Raw genomic sequence first — 22828 nt, forward strand, 5'->3', positions numbered from 1 at the left:
ACGAACCGGGGAGGCGCAGCGCGCCTCCCCGGCCCCAGGTCCACCCGTACGGGGGACCTGTATGACGTCCCGGCTTCTTACGCCTGTCCGCGCACGCCCTTGGCGAGGTCGCCGGCGAGGACCCGCACGGCCTCCACACCGGCCGCTTCGTCCGGTGCGTCCAGCATCGCCTTGACGAAGGCCGAGCCGACGATCACGCCGTCGGCGAAGCGCGCGACCTCGGCGGCCTGGGCGGGGTTGGAGACGCCGAGCCCGACGCAGACCGGCAGGTCCGTCCCCGTGGCCCGGGTGCGTTCTACCAGGTCCTGGGCCTGATTGCTGACGCTGGTGCGGGTGCCGGTGACGCCCATGAGGGAGGCGGCGTAGACGAAGCCGCTGCCCGCCGCGGTGATCTGCGCGAGCCGCTGGTCCTTGCTGCTGGGCGCGACGACGAACACGGTGGCCAGACCGTGCTTCTCCGCGTGCTCCCTCCACAGGGCCGACTCCTGCACGGGCAGGTCGGGCAGGATGCACCCGGCGCCGCCCGCCTCGGCGAGTTCGGCGGTGAACCGCTCGACGCCGTAGCGGTCGATGGGGTTCCAGTACGTCATGACGAGGATGGGCTTGCCGGTGGCGGCGTGCGCCTCACGGACCGTACGCATCACGTCGGCGATCTTGACGCCGCCGCGCAGGGCGATGTCGTCGGCGGTCTGGATGACCGGGCCGTCGAGGACGGGGTCGCTGTGCGGCAGGCCCACCTCGACGACGTCGGCGCCGCCGTCGATGACGGCCTTGATCGCCTCGATGCCGCCGTCCACGGTCGGGAACCCAGCCGGGAGGTAGGCGATGAGGGCGGAGCGCCCTTCGGACTTGGCCGCGGCGAGGGTGTCACCCAACAGCCGGCCCCTCTGACTGTTCAAAGCAGCGCCGCTCACTTGGCGTCCCCCTCGATCTCGGCGGTGCCGGAGGCGTCCTCGGCGACCTCGGCGTCGGTGTCGTACAGGCCGAAGTAGCGCGCGGCGGTGTCCATGTCCTTGTCGCCGCGGCCGGACAGGTTGACCACGATCAGCCCGTCCTTGCCCAGCTCCTTGCCGACCTCCAGGGCCCCGGCCAGCGCGTGGGCGCTCTCGATGGCCGGGATGATGCCCTCGGTGCGCGACAGCAGGCGAAGGGCCTGCATCGCGGCGTCGTCGGTGACCGCGCGGTACTCGCCGCGGCCGGAGTCCTTCAGGTAGGAGTGCTCCGGGCCGATGCCCGGGTAGTCCAGACCGGCCGAGATCGAGTACGGCTCGGTGATCTGGCCCTCCTCGTCCTGGAGGACGTACGAGCGGGAGCCGTGCAGGATGCCGGGCTCGCCGGCGGTGAGGGTCGCGGCGTGCTCGCCGGTCTCGACGCCGTGCCCGGCCGGTTCGCAGCCGATGAGGCGGACGTCCGGGTCGGGGATGAAGGCGTGGAAGAGACCGATGGCGTTGGAGCCGCCGCCGACACAGGCGACGGCCGCGTCCGGCAGGCGTCCGGCGCGCTCCAGGAGCTGGCGGCGGGCCTCGACGCCGATGACCCGGTGGAAGTCGCGGACCATCGCCGGGAACGGGTGCGGCCCGGCGACGGTGCCGAAGAGGTAGTGGGTGTGGTCGACGTTGGCGACCCAGTCGCGGAAGGCCTCGTTGATGGCGTCCTTCAGCGTGCGGCTGCCGGACTTCACGGCGATGACCTCGGCGCCGAGCATGCGCATGCGGGCCACGTTGAGGGCCTGGCGCTGCGTGTCGATCTCGCCCATGTAGATCGTGCAGTCGAGGCCGAACAGCGCACAGGCGGTGGCGGTGGCCACGCCGTGCTGGCCGGCGCCCGTCTCGGCGATGACCCGGGTCTTGCCCATGCGCTGGGTGAGCAGGGCCTGGCCGAGGACGTTGTTGATCTTGTGGGAGCCGGTGTGGTTGAGGTCCTCGCGCTTGAGGAAGACGCGGGCGCCTCCGGCGTGTTCGGCGAAACGGGGTACTTCCGTCAGCGCCGAGGGGCGGCCGGTGTAGTTGACCAGGAGGTCGTCGAGTTCCTTGGCGAACTCGGGGTCGTGCTTGGCCTTGTCGTACTCGACGGCGACCTCGTCGACCGCGGCGACGAGGGCCTCGGGGATGAACTTGCCGCCGAAGGCCCCGAAGTAGCCTTCGGGGTTGGGCGTTTGACCCTCGGGGTCGGGGATGAAGAACTGACTGGGCATGCGAATACCTCACGGTGAGTGTGTGTGGAATGCACTAATCGCCGTGGGAGCGGGGACCTGTTGTCGGCCGCGGGCCGTCAGTGGCTTGTCGCGCCCGCGCGGCGGTAGCCGCACATCAAACAGAGCCCCGCGCCCCTGGAGGGGCGCTGCCATCGCATGCCGTTCACCTGGCCGGGCTCGTCACCGATGACGTACCGGACGCGGCGGCCGTGGACCCGGCGGGCCGGGGCGCGGCAGCCGCGGGGGCGGCAGCCGCGCGCGAGGCGGGCGTACCGGTCCACGGTCGTCAGGGTGGGAGTCATCGGGGCAAGCCTAGCGGGTGATCAGCTCCGGCCGTGCCGGAGTGCGGGGTGCTCACCGGCCGCCACCAGGTCCGAGACCGCCGTCCTCGGGTCCTTGCCGGTGACGAGGGACTCGCCGACCAGCACCGCGTCGGCGCCGGCGTTGGCGTACGCGATGAGGTCGTGCGGGCCGCGGACGCCGGACTCGGCGATCTTGATGATGTGGTCGGGGATCTCCGGCGCCACCCGCTCGAAGGTGCCGCGGTCGACCTCCAGGGTCTTGAGGTTGCGCGCGTTGACACCGATCACGCGGGCGCCGGCGTCCACCGCGCGCTCGACCTCGTCCTCGTCGTGCACCTCGACGAGCGGCGTGAGCCCGATGGACTCGGCGCGCTCGATGAGGGACTCCAGGGCGGGCTGGTCGAGGGCGGCGACGATCAGCAGCACCACGTCGGCACCGTAGGCGCGGGCCTCCCACAGCTGGTACGACGTGACGATGAAGTCCTTGCGCAGGACCGGGATGTCCACCCGGGCGCGGACCGCCTCCAGGTCGGCGAGCGAGCCGCCGAAGCGGCGCTCCTCGGTGAGGACGGAGATGACGGCCGCGCCGCCCGCCTCGTAGTCCGCGGCGAGTCCGGCCGGGTCGGCGATCGCGGCCAGCGCGCCCTTGGAGGGGCTGGAGCGCTTGACCTCGCAGATGACCTTGACGCCGTCGCCGCGCAGAGCGGCCGCGCCGTCCTTGGCCGCGGGTGCCTTCGCCGCGCGCTCCTTGAGCTCGTCGAGGCTGACGCGCGCCTGCCGCTCCGCGAGGTCGGCACGGACTCCGTCGATGATCTCGTCGAGCACACTCACGCGAGCGGCCCCCTTCCAGACTCTTGACAGTTCCAGCGACCGATCGGAAACCGATGGTCACTGCGATGGTATCCGCAGCGGGGCGTAGGCCTCACATCCGGTTGACGCCGGTCCCACTACCTGGACATCAGCCCGTTGATCAAGGATGGAGCCAGCCACCGAAGGGCAGGTTCCGGACAACCGTGAAGACCAGCAGCAACGCTCCGAGGCTCCACATCAGTCCCGGAGGGGGGGCGATCCGCAGCGGCTGCCCGCGGACCGCGTGCACCACCCAGACGGTCCACAGCACGGCGAAGCCCAGATAGCCGAGGGTCGCGAGCGCGTTGGCGTGCAGCGCCGCCAGGAGGTCCCCGTGGACGAAGGCGTGGGCGCTGCGCAGGCCGCCGCAGCCGGGGCAGTAGAGGCCGGTGTAGCGCAGCAGCGGGCAGGCGGGGTAGTGGCCGGGTTCGTTGGGGTCCACGGTGCCCACGTAGGCGAAGGCGGCGGCGACGGCCGCGAGCACCCCGGCGGGGACCGCCAGGCGGCTCGGCACGCTCGGTGTCACCCTTCGGCTCTCGGCGTTCACGGTATGCATTGTGCCCCGCACACGCGTGAGGGGCGGTTCCGGCACCACCGTGCCGGCCGCCCCTCACGCGAGGACGTGCTGTGGCGCGGGGTCAGCTCCCGGCGCCGGCCGGCTCGCGGTCGCCGGTCATCCGGTGCGGCTGGTGCGCCTCCTTCGGCTGGCCGAGGCCCATCATCCGCATGATGCCGCCGACGACACCGCCGAGCAGCACGACCACCATGCCCGCCCAGAAGCCCACCGGCTGGTCCAGCACCATGAACGCGCCCGAGACGCAGAAACCGATGAAGGCGATCGTGACACCGGTCCAGGCGGCCGGGGTGTGACCGTGGCTGCTGCCCGCCATTGCTTGCTCCTCGTTGCTGTGTGCGTGTCTGAGCAGGACGCTCGGGCCCATTGTCCCGCACCCACGCCCGCGCGGTGAGCGGGGGTACTCCCCCGGCCGGCCCGGTCCCCCGTGCGGGCTCAGGCCCCGGTCGGGTCCTCGCCGCGGTCGAGCGCCTTCCACAGGTCCTCGGGCCGGTCGGGGTCGACGGCGGGGGCCTTGCGGCGCGGCTGGGGCGTGCCGCCCCGCTCGTAGCGGCCGGACATGGCGGGCCACAGCCGGCCGTAGCGCAGGGCGAGCAGCCCGGCCAGGAGGATCAGGACACCGCCGACGACCGCGACGTACGGCCAGGCGGTGTGGCTGAGGGTGTCGACGGAGGCCGAGGTGTCGCCGGAGGCCTGGGCGGCCTGCTCGTCGAGCGCGGAGCTGTCGGAGGCGCCGAGCAGGGCCGCGGTGATGATGCCGGCGCCGGAGAGGGCCAGCAGCGCGGCGACGGCGAAGCGGCCGGCGCGGCGCACGGCGAAGACGGCGACGAGCGCGGCGAGGCCCACGATGGCGAGCGCCGCGGGCACGCCCGTGACGTCGCTGCCCGTGGCGGTCAGGGGGAAGGCGCCACCGGCCACCGTCGCCGTGCCCTGCGACCACTGCTGCCGGGTGGCGAGCAGCGCCACGGCGGCGCCGAGCGCGCCGCTCAGCAGGGCGACGGCGAGGCTCAGGCGGCCGGCCCGGGCGGATCCGGGGGCTTCGGAACGGGGGTGAGGTACAGCAGTCACGTACCCCACTATCGCCTGAACCCCGGGCGAACCGTCACCCGGGGTTCATCTCAGGCCTTTCCGAGCCGGTTCGCCGTGTGGACGGCCCGCAGCACCGCGGCCGCCTTGTTGCGGCACTCGGTGTCCTCGGCGACGGGGTCGGAGTCGGCGACGATGCCCGCCCCGGCCTGGACGTAGGCGGTGCCGTCCCGCAGGAGGGCGGTGCGGATGGCGATGGCGGTGTCGGAGTCGCCGGCGAAGTCGAGGTAGCCGACGCAGCCCCCGTACAGCCCGCGCCGGGACGGTTCGAGTGCGTCGATGATCTGCATGGCGCGGGGCTTGGGGGCGCCGGAGAGGGTGCCGGCCGGGAAGCAGGCGGTGAGGACGTCGAAGGCGGTGCGCCCGGGGGCCACGCGGCCCGTCACCGTCGAGACGATGTGCATCACGTGCGAGTACCGCTCGACGGACATGAAGTCCACCACCTCGACCGAGCCGGGCTCGCAGACCCGCCCCAGGTCGTTGCGGCCGAGGTCGACGAGCATGAGGTGCTCGGCTCGCTCCTTGGGGTCGGCGAGCAGCTCCTCCGCGAGGGCCTGGTCCTCCTGGGGCGTGGCGCCGCGCCAGCGGGTGCCGGCGATGGGGTGGACCATGGCCCGGCCGTCCTCGACCTTGACCAGGGCCTCCGGGGAGGAGCCGACGACGTCGAAGCCGTCGAAGCGGAAGAGGTACATGTACGGGGACGGGTTGGTGGCCCTCAGGACCCGGTAGACGTCCAGCGCGCTCGCCGTGCACGGCGTCTCGAAGCGCTGGGAGGGGACCACCTGGAAGGCCTCGCCGGCCCGGATGCGCTCCTTGATGTCCTCGACGGCCACCTGGAAGTCGGGGCCGCCCCACAGCGCGGTGTACTCGGGGAGCTCGGAGGGCGGCAGGACGGCCGGGGGCTGGGCGACCGGGCGGGAGAGGTCGGCCTCCATGGCGTCGAGGCGGGCGACGGCGTCGGCGTGGGCCTCGTCGACGCCGGTGTCCAGGTCGTTGTGGTTGATCGCGTTGGCGATCAGCAGGACCGAGCCCTCCCAGTGGTCCATGACGGCCAGGTCGCTGGTGAGGAGCATGGTCAGCTCGGGCAGCTTCAGGTCGTCGCGCTCGCCGGGGCCGATCTTCTCCAGGCGGCGGACGATGTCGTAGCCGAGGTAGCCGACCATGCCGCCGGTGAAGGGCGGCATGCCCTCCTGGTGGGGTGTGTGCAGGGCCTCGATGGTGGCGCGCAGGGCGGCGAGGGGGTCGCCGTCGGTGGGGACGCCGACGGGCGGGGCGCCGAGCCAGTGGGCCTGCCCGTCGCGTGCGGTCAGCGTCGCGGCGGACCGCACACCCACGAAGGAGTACCGGGACCAGGAGCGGCCGTTCTCCGCGGATTCCAGCAGGAAGGTGCCGGGGCGCTCGGCGGCGAGCTTGCGGTAGAGCGCGACCGGGGTGTCGCCGTCGGCGAGGAGCTTGCGGGTGACGGGGATGACCCGCCGGTCGGTGGCGAGCTTGCGGAAGGTCTCGAGGTCCATGGCGGCTGACCTTACTGATCCGTGGCGGAGCCGTCGGGACCGCCGTCCTTGAGCAGCACGTCGGTGTCGAAGCAGGTGCGCGCGCCGGTGTGGCAGGCGGCGCCGACCTGGTCGACCTTGACGAGCACGGTGTCGGCGTCGCAGTCCAGGGCGACGGACTTCACCCACTGGAAGTGGCCGGAGGTGTCGCCCTTGACCCAGTACTCCCGGCGGCTGCGCGACCAGTAGGTGCAGCGGCCGGTGGTCAGGGTGCGGTGCAGCGCCTCGTCGTCCATCCAGCCGAGCATGAGCACCTCTCCGGTGTCGTACTGCTGGGCGATGGCGGGCAGGAGGCCGTCGGGGCTGCGCTTGAGGCGCGCGGCGATCTCCGGGTCGAGGCGACTGGACGGATCACCGTGGCGCGCAGCGCCTCCTTGAGGGGCGGTGGCCGGGCGACGGGCGGGCGTGCTGGTCATGCCGACCATTGTGCCGCGCGCCACTGACAGGCCGGGTGGAGTGTCCGCTGTGCGGACCAGACGGGCGGTCGTAGGCTGGGCCGCATGTCGACCCATGCCAAGCGTGAACGACTTCTCCTCGCCGATCTGTTGGAGACCGCGGGCCCGGACGCGCCCACCCTGTGCGAGGGGTGGACCACCCGGGACCTCGCCGCGCACGTGGTGGTGCGCGAGCGCCGTCCGGACGCCGCCGGCGGGATGCTGATCAAGCAGCTCGCGCCGCGTCTGGACAAGGTGATGGCGGAGTACACCGACAAGCCGTACGAGGAGCTGATCCAGCTGATCCGTACGGGCCCGCCGCGTTTCTCGCCCTTCTCCCTGAAGCCGGTCGACGAGGCGTCGAACATCATCGAGTTCTACGTCCACACCGAGGACGTGCGCCGCGCCCAGCCCGACTGGTCGCCGCGCGATCTCGACCCGGTGTTCCAGGACGCCCTGTGGTCCCGTCTGGAGCGCACCGCCCGTCTGATGGGCCGCGGGGTCCCGACGGGCCTGGTCCTGCGCCGCCCGGACGGCCAGACGGCGGTCGCGCACCGCGGCACCCCGGTGGTCACCGTGACCGGCGAGCCGTCCGAGCTGGTCCTGTTCTCCTACGGCCGTCAGAGCGCGGCCAAGGTCGACCTGGACGGCGACGAGAACGCGATCGCGAAGCTCCACGAGTCCAAGCAGCTCGGGATCTGAGAAAGCCCCGGCCGCACCACGCGGCCGGGGCTCCCGGCAGACGGGGGCGTCACCGCACCGGGTGGCCCGCTCCCCGCAGCGTCTCCTTGACCTGGCCGATCCGCAGGTCCCCGAAGTGGAACACCGACGCGGCCAGCACCGCGTCCGCGCCGGCCTCGACGGCCGGGGGGAAGTCGGTGAGCCGGCCGGCGCCGCCGGAGGCGATGACCGGGACCGTGACGTGCTTGCGGACGGCCCGGATCATCTCCAGGTCGTAGCCGTCCTTGGTGCCGTCGGCGTCCATCGAGTTGAGCAGGATCTCGCCGGCGCCCAGTTCGGCGGCCCGGTGCGCCCATTCGACGGCGTCGATGCCGGTGCCCTTGCGGCCGCCGTGGGTGGTGACCTCGAAGGAGCCCGACTCGGTGCGGCGGGCGTCGACCGACAGGACCAGGACCTGGCGGCCGAAGCGCTCGGCGATCTCGCGGATCAGGTCGGGGCGGGCGATGGCGGCGGTGTTGACGCCGACCTTGTCCGCACCGGCGCGCAGCAGCTTGTCCACGTCCTCGGGGGTGCGCACGCCGCCGCCGACCGTGAGCGGGATGAACACCTGCTCGGCCGTGCGGCGCACGACGTCGTAGGTGGTCTCGCGGTTGCCCGACGAGGCGGTGATGTCCAGGAACGTCAGCTCGTCGGCGCCCTCGGCGTCGTACACCTTGGCCATCTCGACGGGGTCGCCCGCGTCGCGCAGGTTCTGGAAGTTGACGCCCTTGACGACCCGGCCGTTGTCCACGTCCAGGCAGGGGATGACTCGGACCGCCAGGGTCATGAATCGTGCTCCTCTAGTGTTCCTCTGAGGGTGTCCCTCTGAATGCTTCCACTTCCACCGACACCAGGACCCGGGAGTCGATGAAGCCCTGCACGACCAGCAGGGTCGTGACCGGGCGTACGGCGTCGAACAGCTCCTTGTGGGCCCTGCCCACCGCGTCGACGTCCCGGGCGTGTGCCAGGCACACCCGGGTGCGGATCACGGACTCGGGGGTGAGCCCGAACTCGGCGATCGCCTCCAGGGCGGTGGTGAAGGCCACCTTGGTCTGCTCGTAGGGGTCGCCCTCGCCGTAGAGCACGTCGCCCTTGAAGGCGGTCGTGCCCGCTACCAGCACGCGGTCGCCCGCCGCGACGGCGCGTGCAAAACCGAAGGACTCTTCCCAGGGACTTCCGCTCTGCACACGCCGTACGGTCATGACGACACAGCCTCCAAGGCCTCTTCCAGGGTGAACGCCTTCGCGTACAGCGCTTTCCCTACGATGGCGCCCTCGACACCGAGCGGGACGAGGTCGGCGATGGCGCGCAGGTCGTCGAGCGAGGAAACCCCGCCGGAGGCCACGACCGGGCGGTCGGTGGCGGCGCACACGTTGCGCAGCAGTTCCAGGTTGGGGCCCTGGAGCGTGCCGTCCTTGGCGATGTCGGTGACGACGTACCGGGCGCAGCCCTCCTTGTCGAGGCGCGCCAGTGTCTCGTAGAGGTCGCCGCCGTCGCGGGTCCAGCCCCGCCCGCGCAGGGTGGTGCCGCGGACGTCGAGACCGACGGCGATCTGGTCGCCGTGCTCGGCGATGACCTTGGCGACCCACTCCGGGGTCTCCAGGGCGGCCGTGCCCAGGTTGACGCGCTTGCAGCCGGTGGCGAGGGCGGCGGCGAGGGTGTCGTCGTCGCGGATGCCGCCGGACAGCTCCACCTTGATGTCCATGGCGCCGGCGACCTCGGCGATCAGCTCGCGGTTGTTCCCGGTGCCGAAGGCGGCGTCGAGGTCGACCAGGTGCAGCCATTCGGCTCCGGAGCGCTGCCAGGCGAGGGCGGCCTCCAGCGGGGAGCCGTAGGAGGTCTCCGAGCCGGACTCGCCGTGCACCAGGCGGACGGCCTGGCCGTCGCGGACGTCGACGGCGGGGAGGAGTTCGAGCTTGCTCACAGGGTTCCGATCCAGTTGGTGAGGAGCTGGGCTCCGGCGTCGCCGGACTTCTCGGGGTGGAACTGCGTGGCCCACAGGGCGCCGTTCTCGACGGCGGCGACGAACGGCTTGCCGTGGGTGGACCAGGTGACCTTGGGGGCCGCGATCGCCGGGTTGAGCGTCTCCAGCGACCAGTCGTGCACGGCGTAGGAGTGCACGAAGTAGAAGCGGGCGTCCGGGTCGAGGCCGGCGAACAGCTGCGAGCCGGGGGCCGCCTCGACGGTGTTCCATCCCATGTGGGGCACGATGTCGGCCTGGAGCGGCTCCACGGAGCCGGGCCACTCGTCGAGGCCCTCGCTCTCCACGCCGTGCTCGATGCCGCGTGCGAAGAGGATCTGCATGCCGACGCAGATGCCCATGACCGGGCGGCCGCCGGACAGCCGGCGGTCGACGATCCAGTCGCCGCGGGCCTCGCGCAGGCCGGTCATGCAGGAGGCGAAGGCACCGACGCCGGGGACGAGCAGGCCGTCGGCGTTCAGGGCCTTGTCGTAGTCCCGGGTGATCTCCACGTCGGCTCCCGCGCGGGCGAGGGCGCGCTCGGCGGAACGGACGTTGCCGAAGCCGTAGTCGAAGACGACGACCTTCTTCTGCTTCTGGGGGCTGCTCAATTCCACACCTCCAGCCTCACGACGCCGGCCACCAGGCACATCGCGGCGCCGATCGACAGCAGCACGATCAGGCCCTTGGGCATCTTCTGCTTGATGAAGGAGTAGATGCCGCCGACGAGGAACAGCCCTACGACGATCAGCAGGGTGGAGATGCCGTTCACAGGGCGCCCTTCGTGGACGGGAGGATGCCGGCCGCGCGCGGGTCGCGCTCGGAGGCGTAGCGCAGGGCCCGGGCGAGCGCCTTGAACTGGCACTCCACGATGTGGTGCGCGTTGCGCCCGTAGGGCACGTGCACGTGCAGCGCGATCTGCGCCTGGGCCACGAAGGACTCCAGGATGTGCCGGGTCATGGTGGTGTCGTACTCGCCGATCATCGGCGCCATCTTCTCGGGCTCGGTGTGCACGAGGTAGGGGCGGCCGGACAGGTCGACGGTGACCTGGGCGAGGGACTCGTCCAGCGGGACCGTGCAGTTGCCGAAGCGGTAGATGCCGACCTTGTCGCCGAGGGCCTGCTTGAAGGCGGCGCCGAGGGCGAGGGCGGTGTCCTCGATGGTGTGGTGCGAGTCGATGTGCAGGTCACCCTCGGTCTTCACGGTGAGGTCGAACAGACCGTGGCGGCCGAGCTGGTCGAGCATGTGGTCGTAGAAGCCGACGCCGGTGGAGATCTCCGTCTTGCCGGTGCCGTCGAGGTCGATCTCGACGAGGACCGAGGTCTCCTTGGTCGTCCGCTCCACGCGTCCGGTGCGGCTCATGAACTCTGCTCCTTCTTCAGTGCACGTACCGCGTCGAGGAACGCGTCGTTCTCTTCGGGGGTTCCGGCGGTGACCCGGAGCCGGCCGGGCACGCCGTTGTCCCGGACCAGGACGCCCCGGTCGAGGATCTTCTGCCAGGTCTCGTGGGAGTCCTCGAACCGGCCGAACTGTACGAAGTTCGCGTCCGACGCGGTCACCTCGTAGCCGATCGCGCGCAGTTCGGTGACCAGGCGGTCCCGTTCGGCCTTGAGCTGCTCGACGTAGCCCAGCAGGGTGCCGGTGTGCTCCAGGGCGGCCAGGGCGGTCGCCTGGGTGACGGCCGACAGGTGGTAGGGCAGCCGGACCAGCTGGACGGCGTCGACGACGGCCGGGTGTGCCGCGAGGTAGCCGAGGCGCAGGCCCGCCGCGCCGAACGCCTTCGACATGGTGCGGGAGACGACGAGGTTCGGGCGGCCCTCGATCAGCGGCAGCAGCGAGTCGCCGTGGCTGAACTCGATGTACGCCTCGTCGACCACCACCATCGACGGCTTGGCCGCCTGTGCGGCCTCGTACAGCGCGAGGACCGTCTCGGGCGGGACGGCGGTGCCCGTGGGGTTGTTGGGGGTGGTGACGAAGACGACGTCCGGCTGGTTCTCGGCGATGGCCTTCTCGGCGGCGGCGAGGTCGATCGTGAAGTCCTCGTTGCGCGGGCCGGAGATCCAGCCGGTGCCCGTGCCGCGCGAGATGAGGCCGTGCATCGAGTACGACGGCTCGAAGCCGATGGCGGTGCGGCCCGGTCCGCCGAAGGTCTGCAACAGCTGCTGGATGACCTCGTTGGAGCCGTTGGCCGCCCAGACGTTGGCGACGCCGACTTCATGGCCGGACGTGTCCGTCAGGTACTCCGCCAGGCGGGTGCGCAGCTCGACCGCGTCCCGGTCCGGGTAGCGGTTGAGGTTCCGGGCCGCCTCGCGGACCCGCTCGGCGATCCGTTCGACCAGCGGCTCGGGCAGCGGGTAGGGGTTCTCGTTGGTGTTCAGCCGTACGGGGACGTCCAGCTGGGGCGCGCCATAGGGGGACTTGCCGCGCAGCTCGTCCCGCACGGGGAGATCGTCGATGCGTACGTCGTTCACTTGCCCGGGGGAACCTTCCAGTCGAACCTCGCCTTGATCGCCGCGCCGTGGGCCGGCAGGTCCTCCGCCTCCGCCAGCGTCACCACGTGGGGGGCCACCTCGGCCAGCGCGTCCCGCGTGTAGTCGACGATGTGGATGCCGCGCAGGAAGGACTGGACGGACAGGCCCGAGGAGTGGCAGGCGCAGCCGCCGGTGGGCAGGACGTGGTTGGAGCCGGCCGCGTAGTCGCCCAGCGACACGGGCGCCCAGGGGCCGATGAAGATCGCGCCGGCGTTGCGGACCCGGTCGGCGACGGCGGTGGCGTCGGCCGTCTGGATCTCCAGGTGCTCGGCGCCGTACGCGTCGACCACCTTGAGGCCCTCCTCGACGCCGTCGACCAGCACGATCGCGGACTGCCTGCCGGACAGGGCCGGGACGATCCGGTCGTCGACGTGCTTGGTGGCCGCGACCTGCGGTTCCAGTTCCTTCTCGACCGCGTCGGCGAGTTCGACGGAGTCGGTGACCAGGACGGCGGCGGCCAGCGGGTCGTGCTCGGCCTGGCTGATCAGGTCGGAGGCGACGTGCACCGGGTCGGCCGTGTCGTCGGCGAGGACGGCGATCTCGGTCGGGCCGGCCTCGGCGTCGATGCCGATCCGGCCGGTGAAGTAGCGCTTGGCGGCGGCGACCCAGATGTTGCCGGGGCCGGTGACCATGTTCGCGGGCGCGCAGGACTCGGTGCCGTAGGCGAACATCGCGACGGCCGTGGCGCCGCCGGCGGCGTACACCTCGTCGACGCCGAGCAGCGCGCAGGCGGCGAGGATCGTCGGGTGCGGCAGGCCGCCGAAGTCGGCCTGGGCGGGAGAGGCGAGCGCGACGGACTCGACGCCGGCCTCCTGCGCGGGCACCACGTTCATGATCACGGAGGACGGGTACACGGACCGGCCGCCGGGCGCGTAGAGCCCGACGCGATCGACCGGCACCCACTTCTCGGTGACGCTGCCACCGGGCACGACCTGGGTGGTGCGCGTCTCGCGGCGCTGCTCGCGGTGGACGATCCTGGCGCGGCGGATGGACTCCTCCAGGGCCGCGCGCACGGCCGGGTCGAGCTCCTCCAGCGCGCGCGTGAGCGCGGCGGCCGGCACCCGTACCTGGTCGAGCCTGACCCCGTCGAACCGCTCGGCTGCGTCGATCAGCGCCGCGTCGCCCCGATGATGCACGTCCTCGCAGATCGGACGCACCTTCTCCAGGGCGGCCGCAACATCGAAGTCGGCTCGGGGCAGCAGGTCGCGCAGGGCGGGGCCTTCGACGAGGGCGTCGCCGCGCAGATCGATTCGGGAGATCACGTGCTCAATTCTCTCAGACCCGGGTGAGGCGTCGTTCGCGCGTATCAATGGCTGATACAGAACGCCGCAGGACGCCGGGAGATCACCTTCACGTGGTGTGTTCGGTGGGTCACACAGCGGGCAAAACAGGTGTACGAGGGAAGTGACCCGCGAGTACCTGGGGAGGATGGAAGAGCTGTGACCGAGGGGGCCGGCGTCCGTGCCGGGGATGTGCCCGACGACCTGACCGCGACCGAGGCCGGCATGTGGCAGGCCTTCCGCAACGGCACCGTGTACGACCTGAGCTGCGGCGATGCCGTGGCCGACGATCCGCACGGCGGGCACCCGTGGGGCGAGGAGCGGACCGTCCGGGCCCGGATCGTGTGCTGGCTGCTCCTCGACGGCCCGCCCGCCCTGGCCGGCCGTGTGTCGTCGCTGAAGCTGACCGGGGTGCAGGTCAGCGGGTCCCTGGACCTCGCGGGCGGCACGGTGGTGCCGTACGTCGAGATGCGCCGGTGCCGGTTCGAGCAGGACGTGCTGCTGCCGGAGGCCCGCTTCACCACCCTGCGGATGGTGGACTGCTCGGTGCCCCGGCTGGAGGCGGCCCGGGTGCACACGGAGGGCGATCTCCATCTGCCGCGCTGCCGCTTCCACCACGGCATCCGGCTCACGGACGCGCAGATCGGCACGGACCTGATGCTCAACCAGGCGATCGCGCACCGGGATCACAGCGGCCGGTCGATCGCCGCGGACGGCCTGACCGTCGGCCAGGACTTACAGGCCGAGCTGCTGGAGTCGCACGGTGAGCTGAGCCTGCGCGCCGCCACCGTCGGCGTCTCCCTGAGCCTGCGCGGTGCGCGTCTGTCCAACCCGTACGAGCGGCTCGCGCTGAACGCCCCGCAGCTGACCGTGGAGCGCAGTCTGTATCTGACGCCGGCGGGGGTCGGCGCCCAGGCGATGAGCGGGATGACCCCGGCGCAGGGGACGCGGATCCAGCGCTTCGCGTGCGAGGGCGGGATCCGGCTGGACGACGGCCGGTTCGGTGACGCCGTCGACTTCGAGCGGGCCAGGTTCACCCTCACGGACGACCAGGAGCTGTCGCTGCGCCGGGTGCAGACGCCGGAGCTGCGGTTCCTCGGGGAGCAGCCGGCGCGCGGCCGGGTGGTGCTGTCCGGGGCGAAGGTCATCAACCTGATGGACCGGGCGGACGCCTGGCCGGGCCCCGGGCGGCTGCACATGGGCGGCTTCGCCTACGAGAACCTCGTGCCGCGCGGACCGTTCCCGCTGGTCGAGCGGCTGGACTGGGTGGCCGCGGCGACCGCCGAATACAACCCGGAGCCGTACGAGCGGCTCGCGGCCGTACTGCGGGCCGGCGGGGAGGACGAGGACGCCCGGGAGGTGCTGCTCGCCAAGCAGCGCCGGCATCGCGAGAGCCTGCCGATGGCGGCCAAGCTGTGGGGGTACGCGCAGGACTGGACGGTGGCCTACGGATACCGTCCGGGCCGGGCCGCGGTGTGGATGGCTCTGCTGTGGGCGGCGGGCTCCTTCGCCTTCGCGCGGGCCGGGCATCCGCCGATGAAGCGGGGCGAGCACCCGGAGTGGAACCCCACGCTCTTCACCCTCGATCTGCTGCTGCCGGTCATCGACCTGGGCCAGGTGGGCTTCTGGCAGCTGCGCGGGGGCTGGCAGTGGCTGGCGACGGCGATGATCCTGCTGGGCTGGATCCTGGCGACGACGGTGGCGGCGGGCGCGACACGGCTGTTGCGCCGCAACTGATGGTGCTGGTGTGACCACAGTTATCGAACTGTCACGGTTTTACGTTCTCTTGACCATTGGATGTACAACTTTCCGTAGGTTCCATGAACAGTCTGGCGCCGTCATGAGCAGCGGACTTTCAATGGTCGGCACCATGGCAATGCAGCTCCCGTTCATCCGTGCGAGCCGGATGGCAAGGACCTCCCCCCACCTCGTCGGCGAGCCGTGCGCCGACGACGAGGTGCTGCTCGACGCGCCCGACGCCCGGCTGAGCCCGGCGCTGGTCGCCGCCGCCCGGGGTGACCACGTCCCGGCCGCCTCGCTGCTCCTGGCCACCCGCGTGGCCTCGGAGTGGGAGCGGCGCGACCGGTACGTGACCCGGCTGGCCGCCTTCGCGCGCTCGCGGCCCGAGTGGCTGGACGCCTGGCTCGCCACCGCCCCGCAGGACCCCGACGCGCTCCTGGTCGGGGCCCAGCTGGCGGTGGACCGCGCCTGGCAGTCACCGGCCCGGGCCGAGCTGCTGCGCGAGGTGAGCCCGCTGATCACGGCAGCGGCCCGGGGCGACCAGCGGGACCCCGTGCCGTGGCGGATCGCGCTCGACCACGCCCGGGGCGCACAGGCCGGGCACACCTACTTCGAGGAACTGTGGGCGGCGGCCGTCCGCCGTGCCCCGCACCACTACGGGTGCCATGTGGCGGCCCTGCGCTACCTGGCCACCTACTGGCACGGATCGCACCACGAGTGCTTCGACTTCGCCGACCGGGCCGCCCAGGACGCTCCCGCCGGCGCGCTCGTCCAGGCCCTGCCGCTGCGGGCGGCCTTCGGCTACCTCACGGACGACTGCGGGCCCGAGATCCCGCGTGAGCGGCTGGACACCGCGGCCGACCGGGCGATCGCGCTGTCCCCGCGGCTGCCGGCGGCCGACCCCTGGCCGGCCCGGATGCGCAACCTGCTGATCTTCGTCCTGGTGCGCCTGGAGCGCTGGCCCGACGCCGTCGAGCAACTGCGCCTGAACGGCCCGTACGCCACCTCCTTCCCCTGGGACCGGATGTCGGACGACCCCCTCGGGCACTTCCTGCGGGTGCGCGAGGACATCCGGGTCGGGGCGGCCGGGAACCCGTCCGGGCATCCACGGAATGAACGGGGCGGGCGAGTCCGTCCCGGCGACCATTAGGCTTTTACGTCGTGACCACCGTCCGGCTCCCCCTCTTCCCCCTGAACTCGGTGCTGTTCCCGGGGCTCGTGCTCCCGCTCAACGTCTTCGAGGAGCGGTATCGCGCCATGATGCGCGAGCTGCTGAAGACGCCCGAGGACGAGCCGCGCCGGTTCGCCGTCGTGGCGATCCGCGACGGCCACGAGGTGGCCTCGACCGCGCCCGGCATGCCCGACCCGACGGCCCTGCCCGAGCGGGGCCCGGCGGCCGGCTTCGGCCCGGACCCGGTCAAGGCGTTCCACAAGGTGGGCTGCATCGCGGACGCGGCGACGATCCGGGAGCGCACCGACGGCTCCTTCGAGGTGCTGGCGACCGGCACCACCCGGGTGAAGCTGCTGTCGGTCGAGGCGTCCGGGCCCTTCCTGACGGCCGAACTGGAGCCGCTGGAGGAGGAACCGGGCGACGAGGCCGCGCCGTTGGCCGAGGGCGTGCTGCGGTCCTTCCGCCAGTACCAGAAGCGGCTGGCCGGGGCGCGGGAGCGGTCCCTGGCGACGGGTGCCGAACTGCCGGACGAGCCGGGCGTGGTGTCGTACCTCGTGGCGGCCGCGATGATGCTGGACACCCCGGCGAAGCAGCGTCTGCTCCAGGCCCCCGACACGGCGTCCCGCCTGCGCGACGAGCTGAGACTGCTCCGCTCCGAGACGGCGATCATCCGTAGCCTGCCGTCGTTGCCGGCGTCGGAGCTGACGCGCGGACCGATGAGCCTCAACTGAGGGAAAGACACGTCTCGACGGAAACGAGGAGGACGGTTTCCCGCCGGAACGCAAGGGACGGATCCGGCCACCGGGACGACTGAAAACCTGTGGGGCCCCCGTGATCGACCTGCCTATGATCAAGCCGACCGGCCATGATCATGGCCATGACCGCATCAAGGGGGATACACACATGAGTCGTGCGCGCATTCTCAGCGTCGCCGCCGGTGTCGCAATCGGTTCCACGCTCCTGGTCGCGCCCGCGCACGCGGCGCCCTCGGCGCCCGCCGGGGCCCAGGACCGCGTCGAGTGCACCCGAATGACCAACGGGCAGCTGTGCATATCGCTGAACACGAGCCCCAGCCGCGTCGAGGTCTTCTACACGAAGAAGTCCGGCGGGCAGATCCGGGCGAAGCTGGGCTACCGCACCACCAATGGCGGCAGCACGTTCGGCCCGACGGAGACCATCTCGACGGGCGACCGGGAAGTCCAGACCTGGACCATGAGCTACCGCTGTGACATTGACTGGAAGGGCCTGATCAAGGTCGAGGGCCAGGGAACCTTCGAGACCCCGTGGGCGACCTGCTGACCCAGGCTCAGCAGAACCTCGTGTGCCGCCCCGTCCGGGACCTCTCCGGGCGGGGCGGTCCGCGTTCCACCGTCTGGAAGGATGCCGCTCCATGGCGAAGAAGTCGAAGAAGCAGCAGTCCGGCGGCACACCCGCGACCGTGGCCCTGACGGCGGCGGGCGTCAGCTACACCGTCCACGCCTACGACCACGACCCCGCGCACCCCTCCTACGGCGAGGAGGCCGCCGAGGCGATGGGCGTCTCGCCCGACCGCGTCTTCAAGACCCTCGTCGCGGACGTCGACGGCACGCTGACGGTCGCGGTGGTCCCGGTGGCCGGCCAACTCGACCTGAAGGCCCTGGCGGCGGCCGTGGGCGGCAAGCGCGCGGCGATGGCCGACCCGGCCCTGGCGGAGCGCACGACGGGCTATGTCCGGGGCGGCATCTCGCCCCTGGGCCAGCGCAAGACGCTGCCGACGGTCCTCGACGCCTCGGCCGCGGCGCACGCGACGATCTGCGTGTCGGCGGGCAGGAGGGGCCTGGAGGTCGAGCTCGCTCCGGAGGACCTCCAGAAGCTGACGGAGGCGGTCCTCGCGCCTGTCGGCCGTTAGGGCCCTTCTGATGGATCTCCGTGGAGGAAGGAGCGGTGTTCGGTGCGTGCTCTCGGCGTGCCGGGCATCGCGACGCCGCGGAGACCCACCAGAAGGGCCCTAACCGCGGGTGGAGGGCTCCTGGTACGGCCCGGCCGCGAACTCCGGCTCCGGATCCCGGGGTCCGAACAGCGCCATGAGCCCGAGGTGCAGCACCAGTGCGGCGAGCGGCCAGGCCAGCAGCGCCCCCTTCGCGCCCAGTTTCAGGGGCGCGTCGAACGTCACGCCCCGCCCGACGGCCTGAGCCTGCGCGATCACGTCCTGGGCGGGCCCGAGCCACACCCCGACGCGCCAGGCGAGCAGCGAGCCGAGCAGCCCTCCGAGGGCCAGCCCCATCACCAGCGGCACGCCTCCGCGCCGTCGCAGCAGGAAGACGACCAGGGCGCTGACGGCGCCGAAGCCCAGCCCGAGGAGCGTGAACGTGCCGTCGACCCCGATGGCCTGCTCCCCCTCGGTGTCCTTGAGGTAGACGACCCAGCTCTTCTCCACCACGTCGCCGACGAGCGGCACGTGCGGCGCGAGCCACCACCACAGCACTCCGAGCAGCACCCCGCCGAGCGCCACGGCCACCGCGATCACGGCGGCCTCCCGCAGTTCCGTCTTCATGCCGGGGCCGTCCTGTCCGTACCAGCCGTGCCCGGCGTACTCGGCGTGCTGCGACCCGGGAGCCTGCGGCCCGGCGGCCGGCGGCTGCCACGGCCCCTGTGCGGAGTGTTCGTGCGGCGGCGGTGGCGGAGTCAGTGGTGCGGTCACCCTGCCATCGTGCCAGGTCCGCTTGTGTGCCGCGTCACCGGAGGATCCCTCCTCGCTCACCGGACGGCCGCCCGGCGGTAGGCCCAGGTCGCCACGGCCAGCGAGACGACGCCCACCACCCCGCACACGGCGAGGTCACCGAGCACGAAGGCCCAGTCGGGATGCGGTCCGAAGGTCCGCGCGAAGGCCTCCACGCCGTACGTCGACGGCAGCAGGTCCCGCGTGAAGCGCACGACCTCCGGCATCCGGTCCGCGGGCAGCACGCCCAGCAGCAGCGCCGCCGACATGCCCAGCTGTCCGAGCAGCGTGGCCAGTTCAGGCCGGGGCGCGAGCAGTCCCAGCGCCGCACCGAGCCCGGCCAGCGCGGCGCCCGCGAGCGGGATCACCGCCATGAGGACCCACAGATGGGCCATCGGCAGCCCGAACAGCACACAGCCGAACACCGCGGTCACGACGGTCCCGGGCACGGTGAACGAGGCGTACGCGCCCGCCGCGCCCAGCACCACGGCCGCCGGCGGCACCGGCAGCGTCGCGTAGTGGTCGAGCCCGCCACTGGCCCGCAGCTGCCCGAAGTACTGCGCGAGCAGGTTCAGCGCGACGAAGGCCACCACCAGGACCGACGACCCGGCGACGACGGCCTGCGCCTCCGCCCCGTCGTCCACGACCCCGCGCATCAGGATCATGATCCCGACCGACTGGAAGGTCGCCACGAACAGCAGCGGGATCCGCGCCACCCGCGCCCGGGACAGCTGGGCCCGGTACACGGCCGCCAGCGACGGCCACAGCCGCGCCCGAGGTCCGAGCTCGGCCGCGCACGCGGCGGGCTCCTCCACGGCCAGGGCACTGCCCGGCAGGACATCGGCGGGTACGACACTCACGTCGCGCTGCTTCCCTTCGCTCGGGTCCACTGCGGCAGTCGCCTGTTCGGTACGTATGCGGCGGCCGGTCTGCTCACGGCCCGCGCGCCCGGTGTCCTCGCGCTCACACCTTCACCAGCCCCTGCTGGACGGCACCGCCGAGGGCGAGGTACACGTCCTCCAGGCTCGGCGTGGCCAGGGTGAAGTCGTCCAGGGCGGCGAAGGCGGCCCCGCCGGTGACGGTCGCGACGACCGCCCGGGCCTCCTCGGGCCCGAGCCGCAGCGTCCAGCGGCGGCCCGACTCCACGACGCGGTCCTTCAGCGCGGCCACCTCGGGCACGTGCAGCGGAGCCGCGTCCCGCCACACCAGGTCGACGCGCACCTCACCGGCGACCTGCTCCTTGAGCCCGGCGGGGGTGTCGCAGGCGATCACCCGCCCCCGGTCGAGGACGGCCACCCGGTCCAGCACCGTCTCGGCCTCGATGACGTTGTGGGTGACGAGCAGCACGGTCGTCCCGTGCTCGGCCCGGCGCCGGTCGACAGCGGACCACACGGCCCGCCGCGCCACCGGGTCCATGCCGGTGGTCGGCTCGTCGAGCACGAGCAGCGGCCGCTCCCCCACCAGGGCCGCCGCGAAGCACGCCAGGCGCCGCTGGCCCCCGGAGAGCTTCTTCAGCGGCCGCCCGGCGAGCGGCGCGAGCCCCAGCTCGTCGAGGACGGCGTCCCGCTCGGCCCGCGCCTGCCGTACGTCCAGGCCGCGCAGCCGCCCGGTGGTCTCGGCGGCGAGCGAGACGGTCAGCTCGTCGAGGGCGGTCGACTCCTGCCCGAGGTAGGCGAGGATCCGCGCGGCCCGCTCGGGGTGGCGGACGATGTCGTGCCCGAGGATCTCCACGCTGCCACGGTCGGGCCGCATCAGCCCGGTCAGCTGGCGCACGAGGGTGGACTTGCCGGCCCCGTTGGGACCGAGCAGGCCGAAGATCTCGCCGCGGCGGATGTCCAGCGTCACGTCGTCCGTGGCCCGGACCTCGGGTGTTCCGGGTGTGCCGCGCCGGCCCCGGACCGCCGGATAGGTCTTGGTCAGCCCGCGCACCGCGCACACGACGTCACCATCGTGCCGAAATGCCTGTGCCGCGCGCTTACTCACAAGGGACGAGACTACGGGGTCGGCGACCCTGGTCCGTTCTCGGGTCGGTCCATACCGGGAAATCCGTCGGCAAAGGACTCAGGGGCCCCTCAGTCGTCGAGGGGTGGGTGCTCCACGCCCGTGCGCACGCTGATCTCCCGCCAGAAGCCGGCCCGGATGGCGTAGCGGTCCCGCTCGTCGATCTGGTCGTCCTTGTGGGCGAGCAGGCCGAACCGGGCGGCGTAGCGCAGCAGCTCCCCGTCGACGCGGTGCGGGATGCGCGGGTACATCCCGGACAGTTTCTGCAGGTGGTTCTGGTCGCCGAGGCGCTCCACCCAGCGCCTCGCGAAGACCTGCCCCACTTCGAAGGGGTCACCGCCGACGGTGGTGATGTCCTCCTCGCGGTCGGCCCACCGCTGCTCCGCCGTGGTCAGCTGGGCGAGCGTCGGCATCGAAGCGGCCTCGGGGGGCTCGGCCGTGGGCCGGTCGACCCAGCCTTTGTCGGAGGACCACCGGAGGGTGGCGGAGGCGGGCTGCTGGGCGGGCTGGGTGCCGGGGGCCCGCAGGGCGGCCAGGTCCTTGGGCGTGGGGACCCCTTTGGCGGCGGGCACCCGCTCCTCGGTGCCGTTCTGCCCGGGACCGGTCTCCGCCGGGTGGCGGGGCTGCGGGGCGGGCCGGTCGGACGTGGCACCGAGCGCGGACTCGGGCAGCGGCGCGGAGAGGATCGCGGCGATCTCGGGCCGGGGCGCGGGCTGCGGCGCGCACGCCCCGGTGTAGTCCTTCGCGCGGACGGCCTTGGTGATCCATGTGCGGTCCAGGACGCGCCGCTCGTCGGCCTCGGCGACCAGGTCCTCGGACTGGTTGTAGTCGCCGTCGGCGGCCTGGACGGCCCACAGGTGGACGGCGACGCCGTGCTCCTTGGCGGCCATCATGCCGGGCAGCAGATCGCCGTCGCCGGTGACGAGGACGACGTCGGAACAGGCTCGGTTGCGGGCCAGTTCGGTCAGCTCGGCGTGCATCGCGGCGTCCACGCCCTTCTGGGCCCAGCGGCCGTCGCTGCGGGTCAGTGCGCCGAGCCGGACGGTGACCCGGGGCATCACGCGCAGCCTGCGGTGCTCGGGTTGCGGGACGCGGTCCGGGGCGCCGTCGAACCAGTAGATGCGTAGCAGCGGCTGCTGTGTGTCGGATTCGGCGCGTTCGCGCAGCCCCTGGATGAGGGCGGTGTGGTCGACGGTGATCCGGGACCGCGAGGGCTCTCCGGCGAGGAGACTCGCCGCGGCTCCCAGCAGATACCCAGCGTCCACCAGGACGATGCAGCGGTCCACGCGACTCACCCTCTTCCCAGGAGGTTTGCTTCGGGCTTGCTTCGAGTCTGCCCGACGGCGCGGAGGTTAACGGCCGGAACTCGATCTTCGGCGTGGCGTTTCGGGAGGTGCGGCTCCGACCACCCCTGTCACACACGGTAATTGTCCGACATGCGATCGTTGTCGGCCTGTGTGAATCTGGTCCCGGCCCTGGCCCCTAGTCCCCCACAGGAGGCATCACCATGGCCAAGAACAAGAACCGTGACCGTAAGCAGCAGCGTCCGACCGAGCGTGGTCAGCGGGCCGACCGCAGCCCCGCATCGCAGACGGAGCCCCAGGCCGAGGTCGAGGCGACCCCCGGCGAGATGGCGCCGTCCGGCAAGCGAAAGCGCAGCTTCGGCCACAACTGACGTCTGCGTGACGGGCTGTTGAGCCCACACACACGCACACGCACGAGGGGCGTACCCGAT

At 72.3% G+C, this 22828-nt stretch carries 28 protein-coding genes; 7 read left to right on the plus strand and 21 right to left on the minus strand.

Annotated features, from left to right (window positions below; translation table 11 throughout):
* Positions 1-77 precede the first annotated feature (77 nt).
* The 9 genes from trpA to hisI all read right to left on the minus strand — a co-directional run bounded on the left by trpA (position 78) and on the right by hisI (position 6974).
* Positions 78-914, minus strand: a complete 837-nt coding sequence (gene trpA / locus RFN52_RS10160) for a tryptophan synthase subunit alpha (protein ID WP_184845277.1) — start codon at positions 912-914, stop codon at positions 78-80.
* Complete coding sequence (gene trpB, locus RFN52_RS10165) at positions 911-2194, minus strand: tryptophan synthase subunit beta (RefSeq protein WP_184845279.1); 1284 nt, start codon at positions 2192-2194, stop codon at positions 911-913. Before trpB ends, trpA begins: the two co-directional genes overlap by 4 nt.
* A gap of 77 nt (positions 2195-2271) precedes the next feature.
* Complete coding sequence (trpM, locus tag RFN52_RS10170) at positions 2272-2496, minus strand: tryptophan biosynthesis modulator TrpM (RefSeq protein WP_184845281.1); 225 nt, start codon at positions 2494-2496, stop codon at positions 2272-2274.
* 21 nt (positions 2497-2517) lie between these two features.
* Entirely contained in the window at positions 2518-3327 is an 810-nt protein-coding gene (trpC, locus tag RFN52_RS10175; RefSeq protein WP_030848367.1) for an indole-3-glycerol phosphate synthase TrpC, read from the minus strand.
* Between the two features lie 139 nt (positions 3328-3466).
* Positions 3467-3901 carry a DUF2752 domain-containing protein gene (locus RFN52_RS10180; protein WP_184845283.1) on the minus strand — a complete coding sequence of 145 codons (435 nt, stop codon included), beginning with the start codon at positions 3899-3901 and terminating at the stop codon, positions 3467-3469.
* An 82-nt stretch (positions 3902-3983) separates the two neighbouring features.
* Entirely contained in the window at positions 3984-4235 is a 252-nt protein-coding gene (locus RFN52_RS10185) for an HGxxPAAW family protein (RefSeq protein WP_062926306.1), read from the minus strand.
* 119 nt (positions 4236-4354) lie between these two features.
* Positions 4355-4996 (minus strand): TIGR02234 family membrane protein, encoded by a 642-nt coding sequence (locus RFN52_RS10190; RefSeq protein ID WP_184845285.1) that lies wholly within the window; start codon positions 4994-4996, stop codon positions 4355-4357.
* A 41-nt stretch (positions 4997-5037) separates the two neighbouring features.
* Entirely contained in the window at positions 5038-6519 is a 1482-nt protein-coding gene (locus RFN52_RS10195; protein WP_184845287.1) for an anthranilate synthase component I, read from the minus strand.
* A gap of 11 nt (positions 6520-6530) precedes the next feature.
* Positions 6531-6974: a phosphoribosyl-AMP cyclohydrolase gene (gene hisI / locus RFN52_RS10200; RefSeq protein ID WP_373308463.1), complete on the minus strand. Its 444-nt coding sequence runs from the start codon at positions 6972-6974 to the stop codon at positions 6531-6533.
* An 84-nt stretch (positions 6975-7058) separates the two neighbouring features.
* Here hisI and RFN52_RS10205 point away from each other — a divergent pair, with 84 nt between their 5' ends.
* Complete coding sequence (locus RFN52_RS10205) at positions 7059-7694, plus strand: TIGR03085 family metal-binding protein (RefSeq protein ID WP_184845289.1); 636 nt, start codon at positions 7059-7061, stop codon at positions 7692-7694.
* A gap of 49 nt (positions 7695-7743) precedes the next feature.
* Here the strand turns inward: RFN52_RS10205 and hisF are convergent, their stop codons facing one another.
* The 8 genes from hisF to hisD are packed head-to-tail and all read right to left on the minus strand — an operon-like array spanning position 7744 to position 13465.
* Complete coding sequence (hisF, locus tag RFN52_RS10210) at positions 7744-8499, minus strand: imidazole glycerol phosphate synthase subunit HisF (RefSeq protein WP_062926310.1); 756 nt, start codon at positions 8497-8499, stop codon at positions 7744-7746.
* A gap of 13 nt (positions 8500-8512) precedes the next feature.
* Positions 8513-8914 carry a RidA family protein gene (locus RFN52_RS10215; RefSeq protein ID WP_184845291.1) on the minus strand — a complete coding sequence of 134 codons (402 nt, stop codon included), beginning with the start codon at positions 8912-8914 and terminating at the stop codon, positions 8513-8515.
* The gene (priA, locus tag RFN52_RS10220; RefSeq protein WP_033310528.1) at positions 8911-9636 is read right to left on the minus strand and encodes a bifunctional 1-(5-phosphoribosyl)-5-((5-phosphoribosylamino)methylideneamino)imidazole-4-carboxamide isomerase/phosphoribosylanthranilate isomerase PriA; all 726 of its coding nucleotides are present in this window, start codon (positions 9634-9636) and stop codon (positions 8911-8913) included. Before priA ends, RFN52_RS10215 begins: the two co-directional genes overlap by 4 nt.
* The gene (gene hisH, locus RFN52_RS10225; protein WP_184845293.1) at positions 9633-10283 is read right to left on the minus strand and encodes an imidazole glycerol phosphate synthase subunit HisH; all 651 of its coding nucleotides are present in this window, start codon (positions 10281-10283) and stop codon (positions 9633-9635) included. Before hisH ends, priA begins: the two co-directional genes overlap by 4 nt.
* Positions 10280-10444, minus strand: coding sequence for a CG2302 family histidine operon protein (locus tag RFN52_RS10230; protein ID WP_033310524.1), 165 nt, complete (start codon positions 10442-10444; stop codon positions 10280-10282). The genes hisH and RFN52_RS10230 overlap by 4 nt, the downstream gene beginning before the upstream one ends.
* Positions 10441-11034 carry an imidazoleglycerol-phosphate dehydratase HisB gene (hisB, locus tag RFN52_RS10235; RefSeq protein WP_003989586.1) on the minus strand — a complete coding sequence of 198 codons (594 nt, stop codon included), beginning with the start codon at positions 11032-11034 and terminating at the stop codon, positions 10441-10443. Before hisB ends, RFN52_RS10230 begins: the two co-directional genes overlap by 4 nt.
* Positions 11031-12143 carry a histidinol-phosphate transaminase gene (locus RFN52_RS10240; protein WP_184845295.1) on the minus strand — a complete coding sequence of 371 codons (1113 nt, stop codon included), beginning with the start codon at positions 12141-12143 and terminating at the stop codon, positions 11031-11033. The genes hisB and RFN52_RS10240 overlap by 4 nt, the downstream gene beginning before the upstream one ends.
* On the minus strand, positions 12140-13465 hold the full coding sequence (hisD, locus tag RFN52_RS10245; protein WP_184845297.1) for a histidinol dehydrogenase: 1326 nt from the start codon (positions 13463-13465) through the stop codon (positions 12140-12142). Before hisD ends, RFN52_RS10240 begins: the two co-directional genes overlap by 4 nt.
* A 177-nt stretch (positions 13466-13642) precedes the next feature.
* Between hisD and RFN52_RS10250 the strand changes: the two genes are divergently transcribed.
* The 5 genes from RFN52_RS10250 to ybaK all read left to right on the plus strand — a co-directional run bounded on the left by RFN52_RS10250 (position 13643) and on the right by ybaK (position 18282).
* Positions 13643-15220 (plus strand): oxidoreductase, encoded by a 1578-nt coding sequence (locus tag RFN52_RS10250; protein WP_184845299.1) that lies wholly within the window; start codon positions 13643-13645, stop codon positions 15218-15220.
* Positions 15221-15341: 121 nt separating this feature from the next.
* Positions 15342-16373, plus strand: coding sequence for a hypothetical protein (locus RFN52_RS10255; protein WP_184853842.1), 1032 nt, complete (start codon positions 15342-15344; stop codon positions 16371-16373).
* Positions 16374-16384: 11 nt separating this feature from the next.
* Positions 16385-17125 carry an LON peptidase substrate-binding domain-containing protein gene (locus RFN52_RS10260; protein ID WP_184845301.1) on the plus strand — a complete coding sequence of 247 codons (741 nt, stop codon included), beginning with the start codon at positions 16385-16387 and terminating at the stop codon, positions 17123-17125.
* Between the two features lie 100 nt (positions 17126-17225).
* Positions 17226-17693 (plus strand): hypothetical protein, encoded by a 468-nt coding sequence (locus RFN52_RS10265; RefSeq protein WP_311240926.1) that lies wholly within the window; start codon positions 17226-17228, stop codon positions 17691-17693.
* A 91-nt stretch (positions 17694-17784) separates the two neighbouring features.
* Positions 17785-18282: a Cys-tRNA(Pro) deacylase gene (ybaK, locus tag RFN52_RS10270; protein ID WP_184845302.1), complete on the plus strand. Its 498-nt coding sequence runs from the start codon at positions 17785-17787 to the stop codon at positions 18280-18282.
* Positions 18283-18381: 99 nt separating this feature from the next.
* On the opposite strand, the gene RFN52_RS10275 is transcribed toward ybaK, so the two are convergent.
* The 4 genes from RFN52_RS10275 to RFN52_RS10290 all read right to left on the minus strand — a co-directional run bounded on the left by RFN52_RS10275 (position 18382) and on the right by RFN52_RS10290 (position 22379).
* Positions 18382-19074 carry an AAA family ATPase gene (locus RFN52_RS10275; RefSeq protein ID WP_184845305.1) on the minus strand — a complete coding sequence of 231 codons (693 nt, stop codon included), beginning with the start codon at positions 19072-19074 and terminating at the stop codon, positions 18382-18384.
* Positions 19075-19130: 56 nt separating this feature from the next.
* Positions 19131-19952, minus strand: coding sequence for an ABC transporter permease (locus RFN52_RS10280; protein ID WP_062926321.1), 822 nt, complete (start codon positions 19950-19952; stop codon positions 19131-19133).
* A gap of 103 nt (positions 19953-20055) precedes the next feature.
* Positions 20056-21030 (minus strand): ABC transporter ATP-binding protein, encoded by a 975-nt coding sequence (locus RFN52_RS10285; protein ID WP_184853844.1) that lies wholly within the window; start codon positions 21028-21030, stop codon positions 20056-20058.
* A 134-nt stretch (positions 21031-21164) separates the two neighbouring features.
* Positions 21165-22379, minus strand: a complete 1215-nt coding sequence (locus tag RFN52_RS10290; RefSeq protein WP_184845307.1) for an NYN domain-containing protein — start codon at positions 22377-22379, stop codon at positions 21165-21167.
* Positions 22380-22600: 221 nt separating this feature from the next.
* Here RFN52_RS10290 and RFN52_RS10295 point away from each other — a divergent pair, with 221 nt between their 5' ends.
* Entirely contained in the window at positions 22601-22768 is a 168-nt protein-coding gene (locus RFN52_RS10295; protein ID WP_184845308.1) for a hypothetical protein, read from the plus strand.
* The last annotated feature ends 60 nt before the right edge of the window (positions 22769-22828 follow it).

It is taken from the genome of Streptomyces collinus, from assembly GCF_031348265.1.
Taxonomy (GTDB): Bacteria; Actinomycetota; Actinomycetes; order Streptomycetales; family Streptomycetaceae; genus Streptomyces; species Streptomyces collinus.

Bases quoted from the DNA above. Each gene is read 5' to 3' on its own strand.
- hisB (WP_003989586.1), bottom strand. From the start codon at position 11,034: ATGAGCCGCACCGGACGCGTGGAGCGGACGACCAAGGAGACCTCGGTC.
- RFN52_RS10195 (WP_184845287.1), bottom strand. From the start codon at position 6,519: ATGGACCTCGAGACCTTCCGCAAGCTCGCCACCGACCGGCGGGTCATC.
- trpM (WP_184845281.1), bottom strand. From the start codon at position 2,496: ATGACTCCCACCCTGACGACCGTGGACCGGTACGCCCGCCTCGCGCGC.
- RFN52_RS10180 (WP_184845283.1), bottom strand. From the start codon at position 3,901: ATGCATACCGTGAACGCCGAGAGCCGAAGGGTGACACCGAGCGTGCCG.
- hisI (WP_373308463.1), bottom strand. From the start codon at position 6,974: ATGACCAGCACGCCCGCCCGTCGCCCGGCCACCGCCCCTCAAGGAGGC.
- RFN52_RS10205 (WP_184845289.1), top strand. From the start codon at position 7,059: ATGTCGACCCATGCCAAGCGTGAACGACTTCTCCTCGCCGATCTGTTG.
- hisF (WP_062926310.1), bottom strand. From the start codon at position 8,499: ATGACCCTGGCGGTCCGAGTCATCCCCTGCCTGGACGTGGACAACGGC.
- ybaK (WP_184845302.1), top strand. From the start codon at position 17,785: ATGGCGAAGAAGTCGAAGAAGCAGCAGTCCGGCGGCACACCCGCGACC.
- RFN52_RS10295 (WP_184845308.1), top strand. From the start codon at position 22,601: ATGGCCAAGAACAAGAACCGTGACCGTAAGCAGCAGCGTCCGACCGAG.
- RFN52_RS10215 (WP_184845291.1), bottom strand. From the start codon at position 8,914: ATGACCGTACGGCGTGTGCAGAGCGGAAGTCCCTGGGAAGAGTCCTTC.
- RFN52_RS10255 (WP_184853842.1), top strand. From the start codon at position 15,342: ATGGTCGGCACCATGGCAATGCAGCTCCCGTTCATCCGTGCGAGCCGG.
- trpB (WP_184845279.1), bottom strand. From the start codon at position 2,194: ATGCCCAGTCAGTTCTTCATCCCCGACCCCGAGGGTCAAACGCCCAAC.
- RFN52_RS10185 (WP_062926306.1), bottom strand. From the start codon at position 4,235: ATGGCGGGCAGCAGCCACGGTCACACCCCGGCCGCCTGGACCGGTGTC.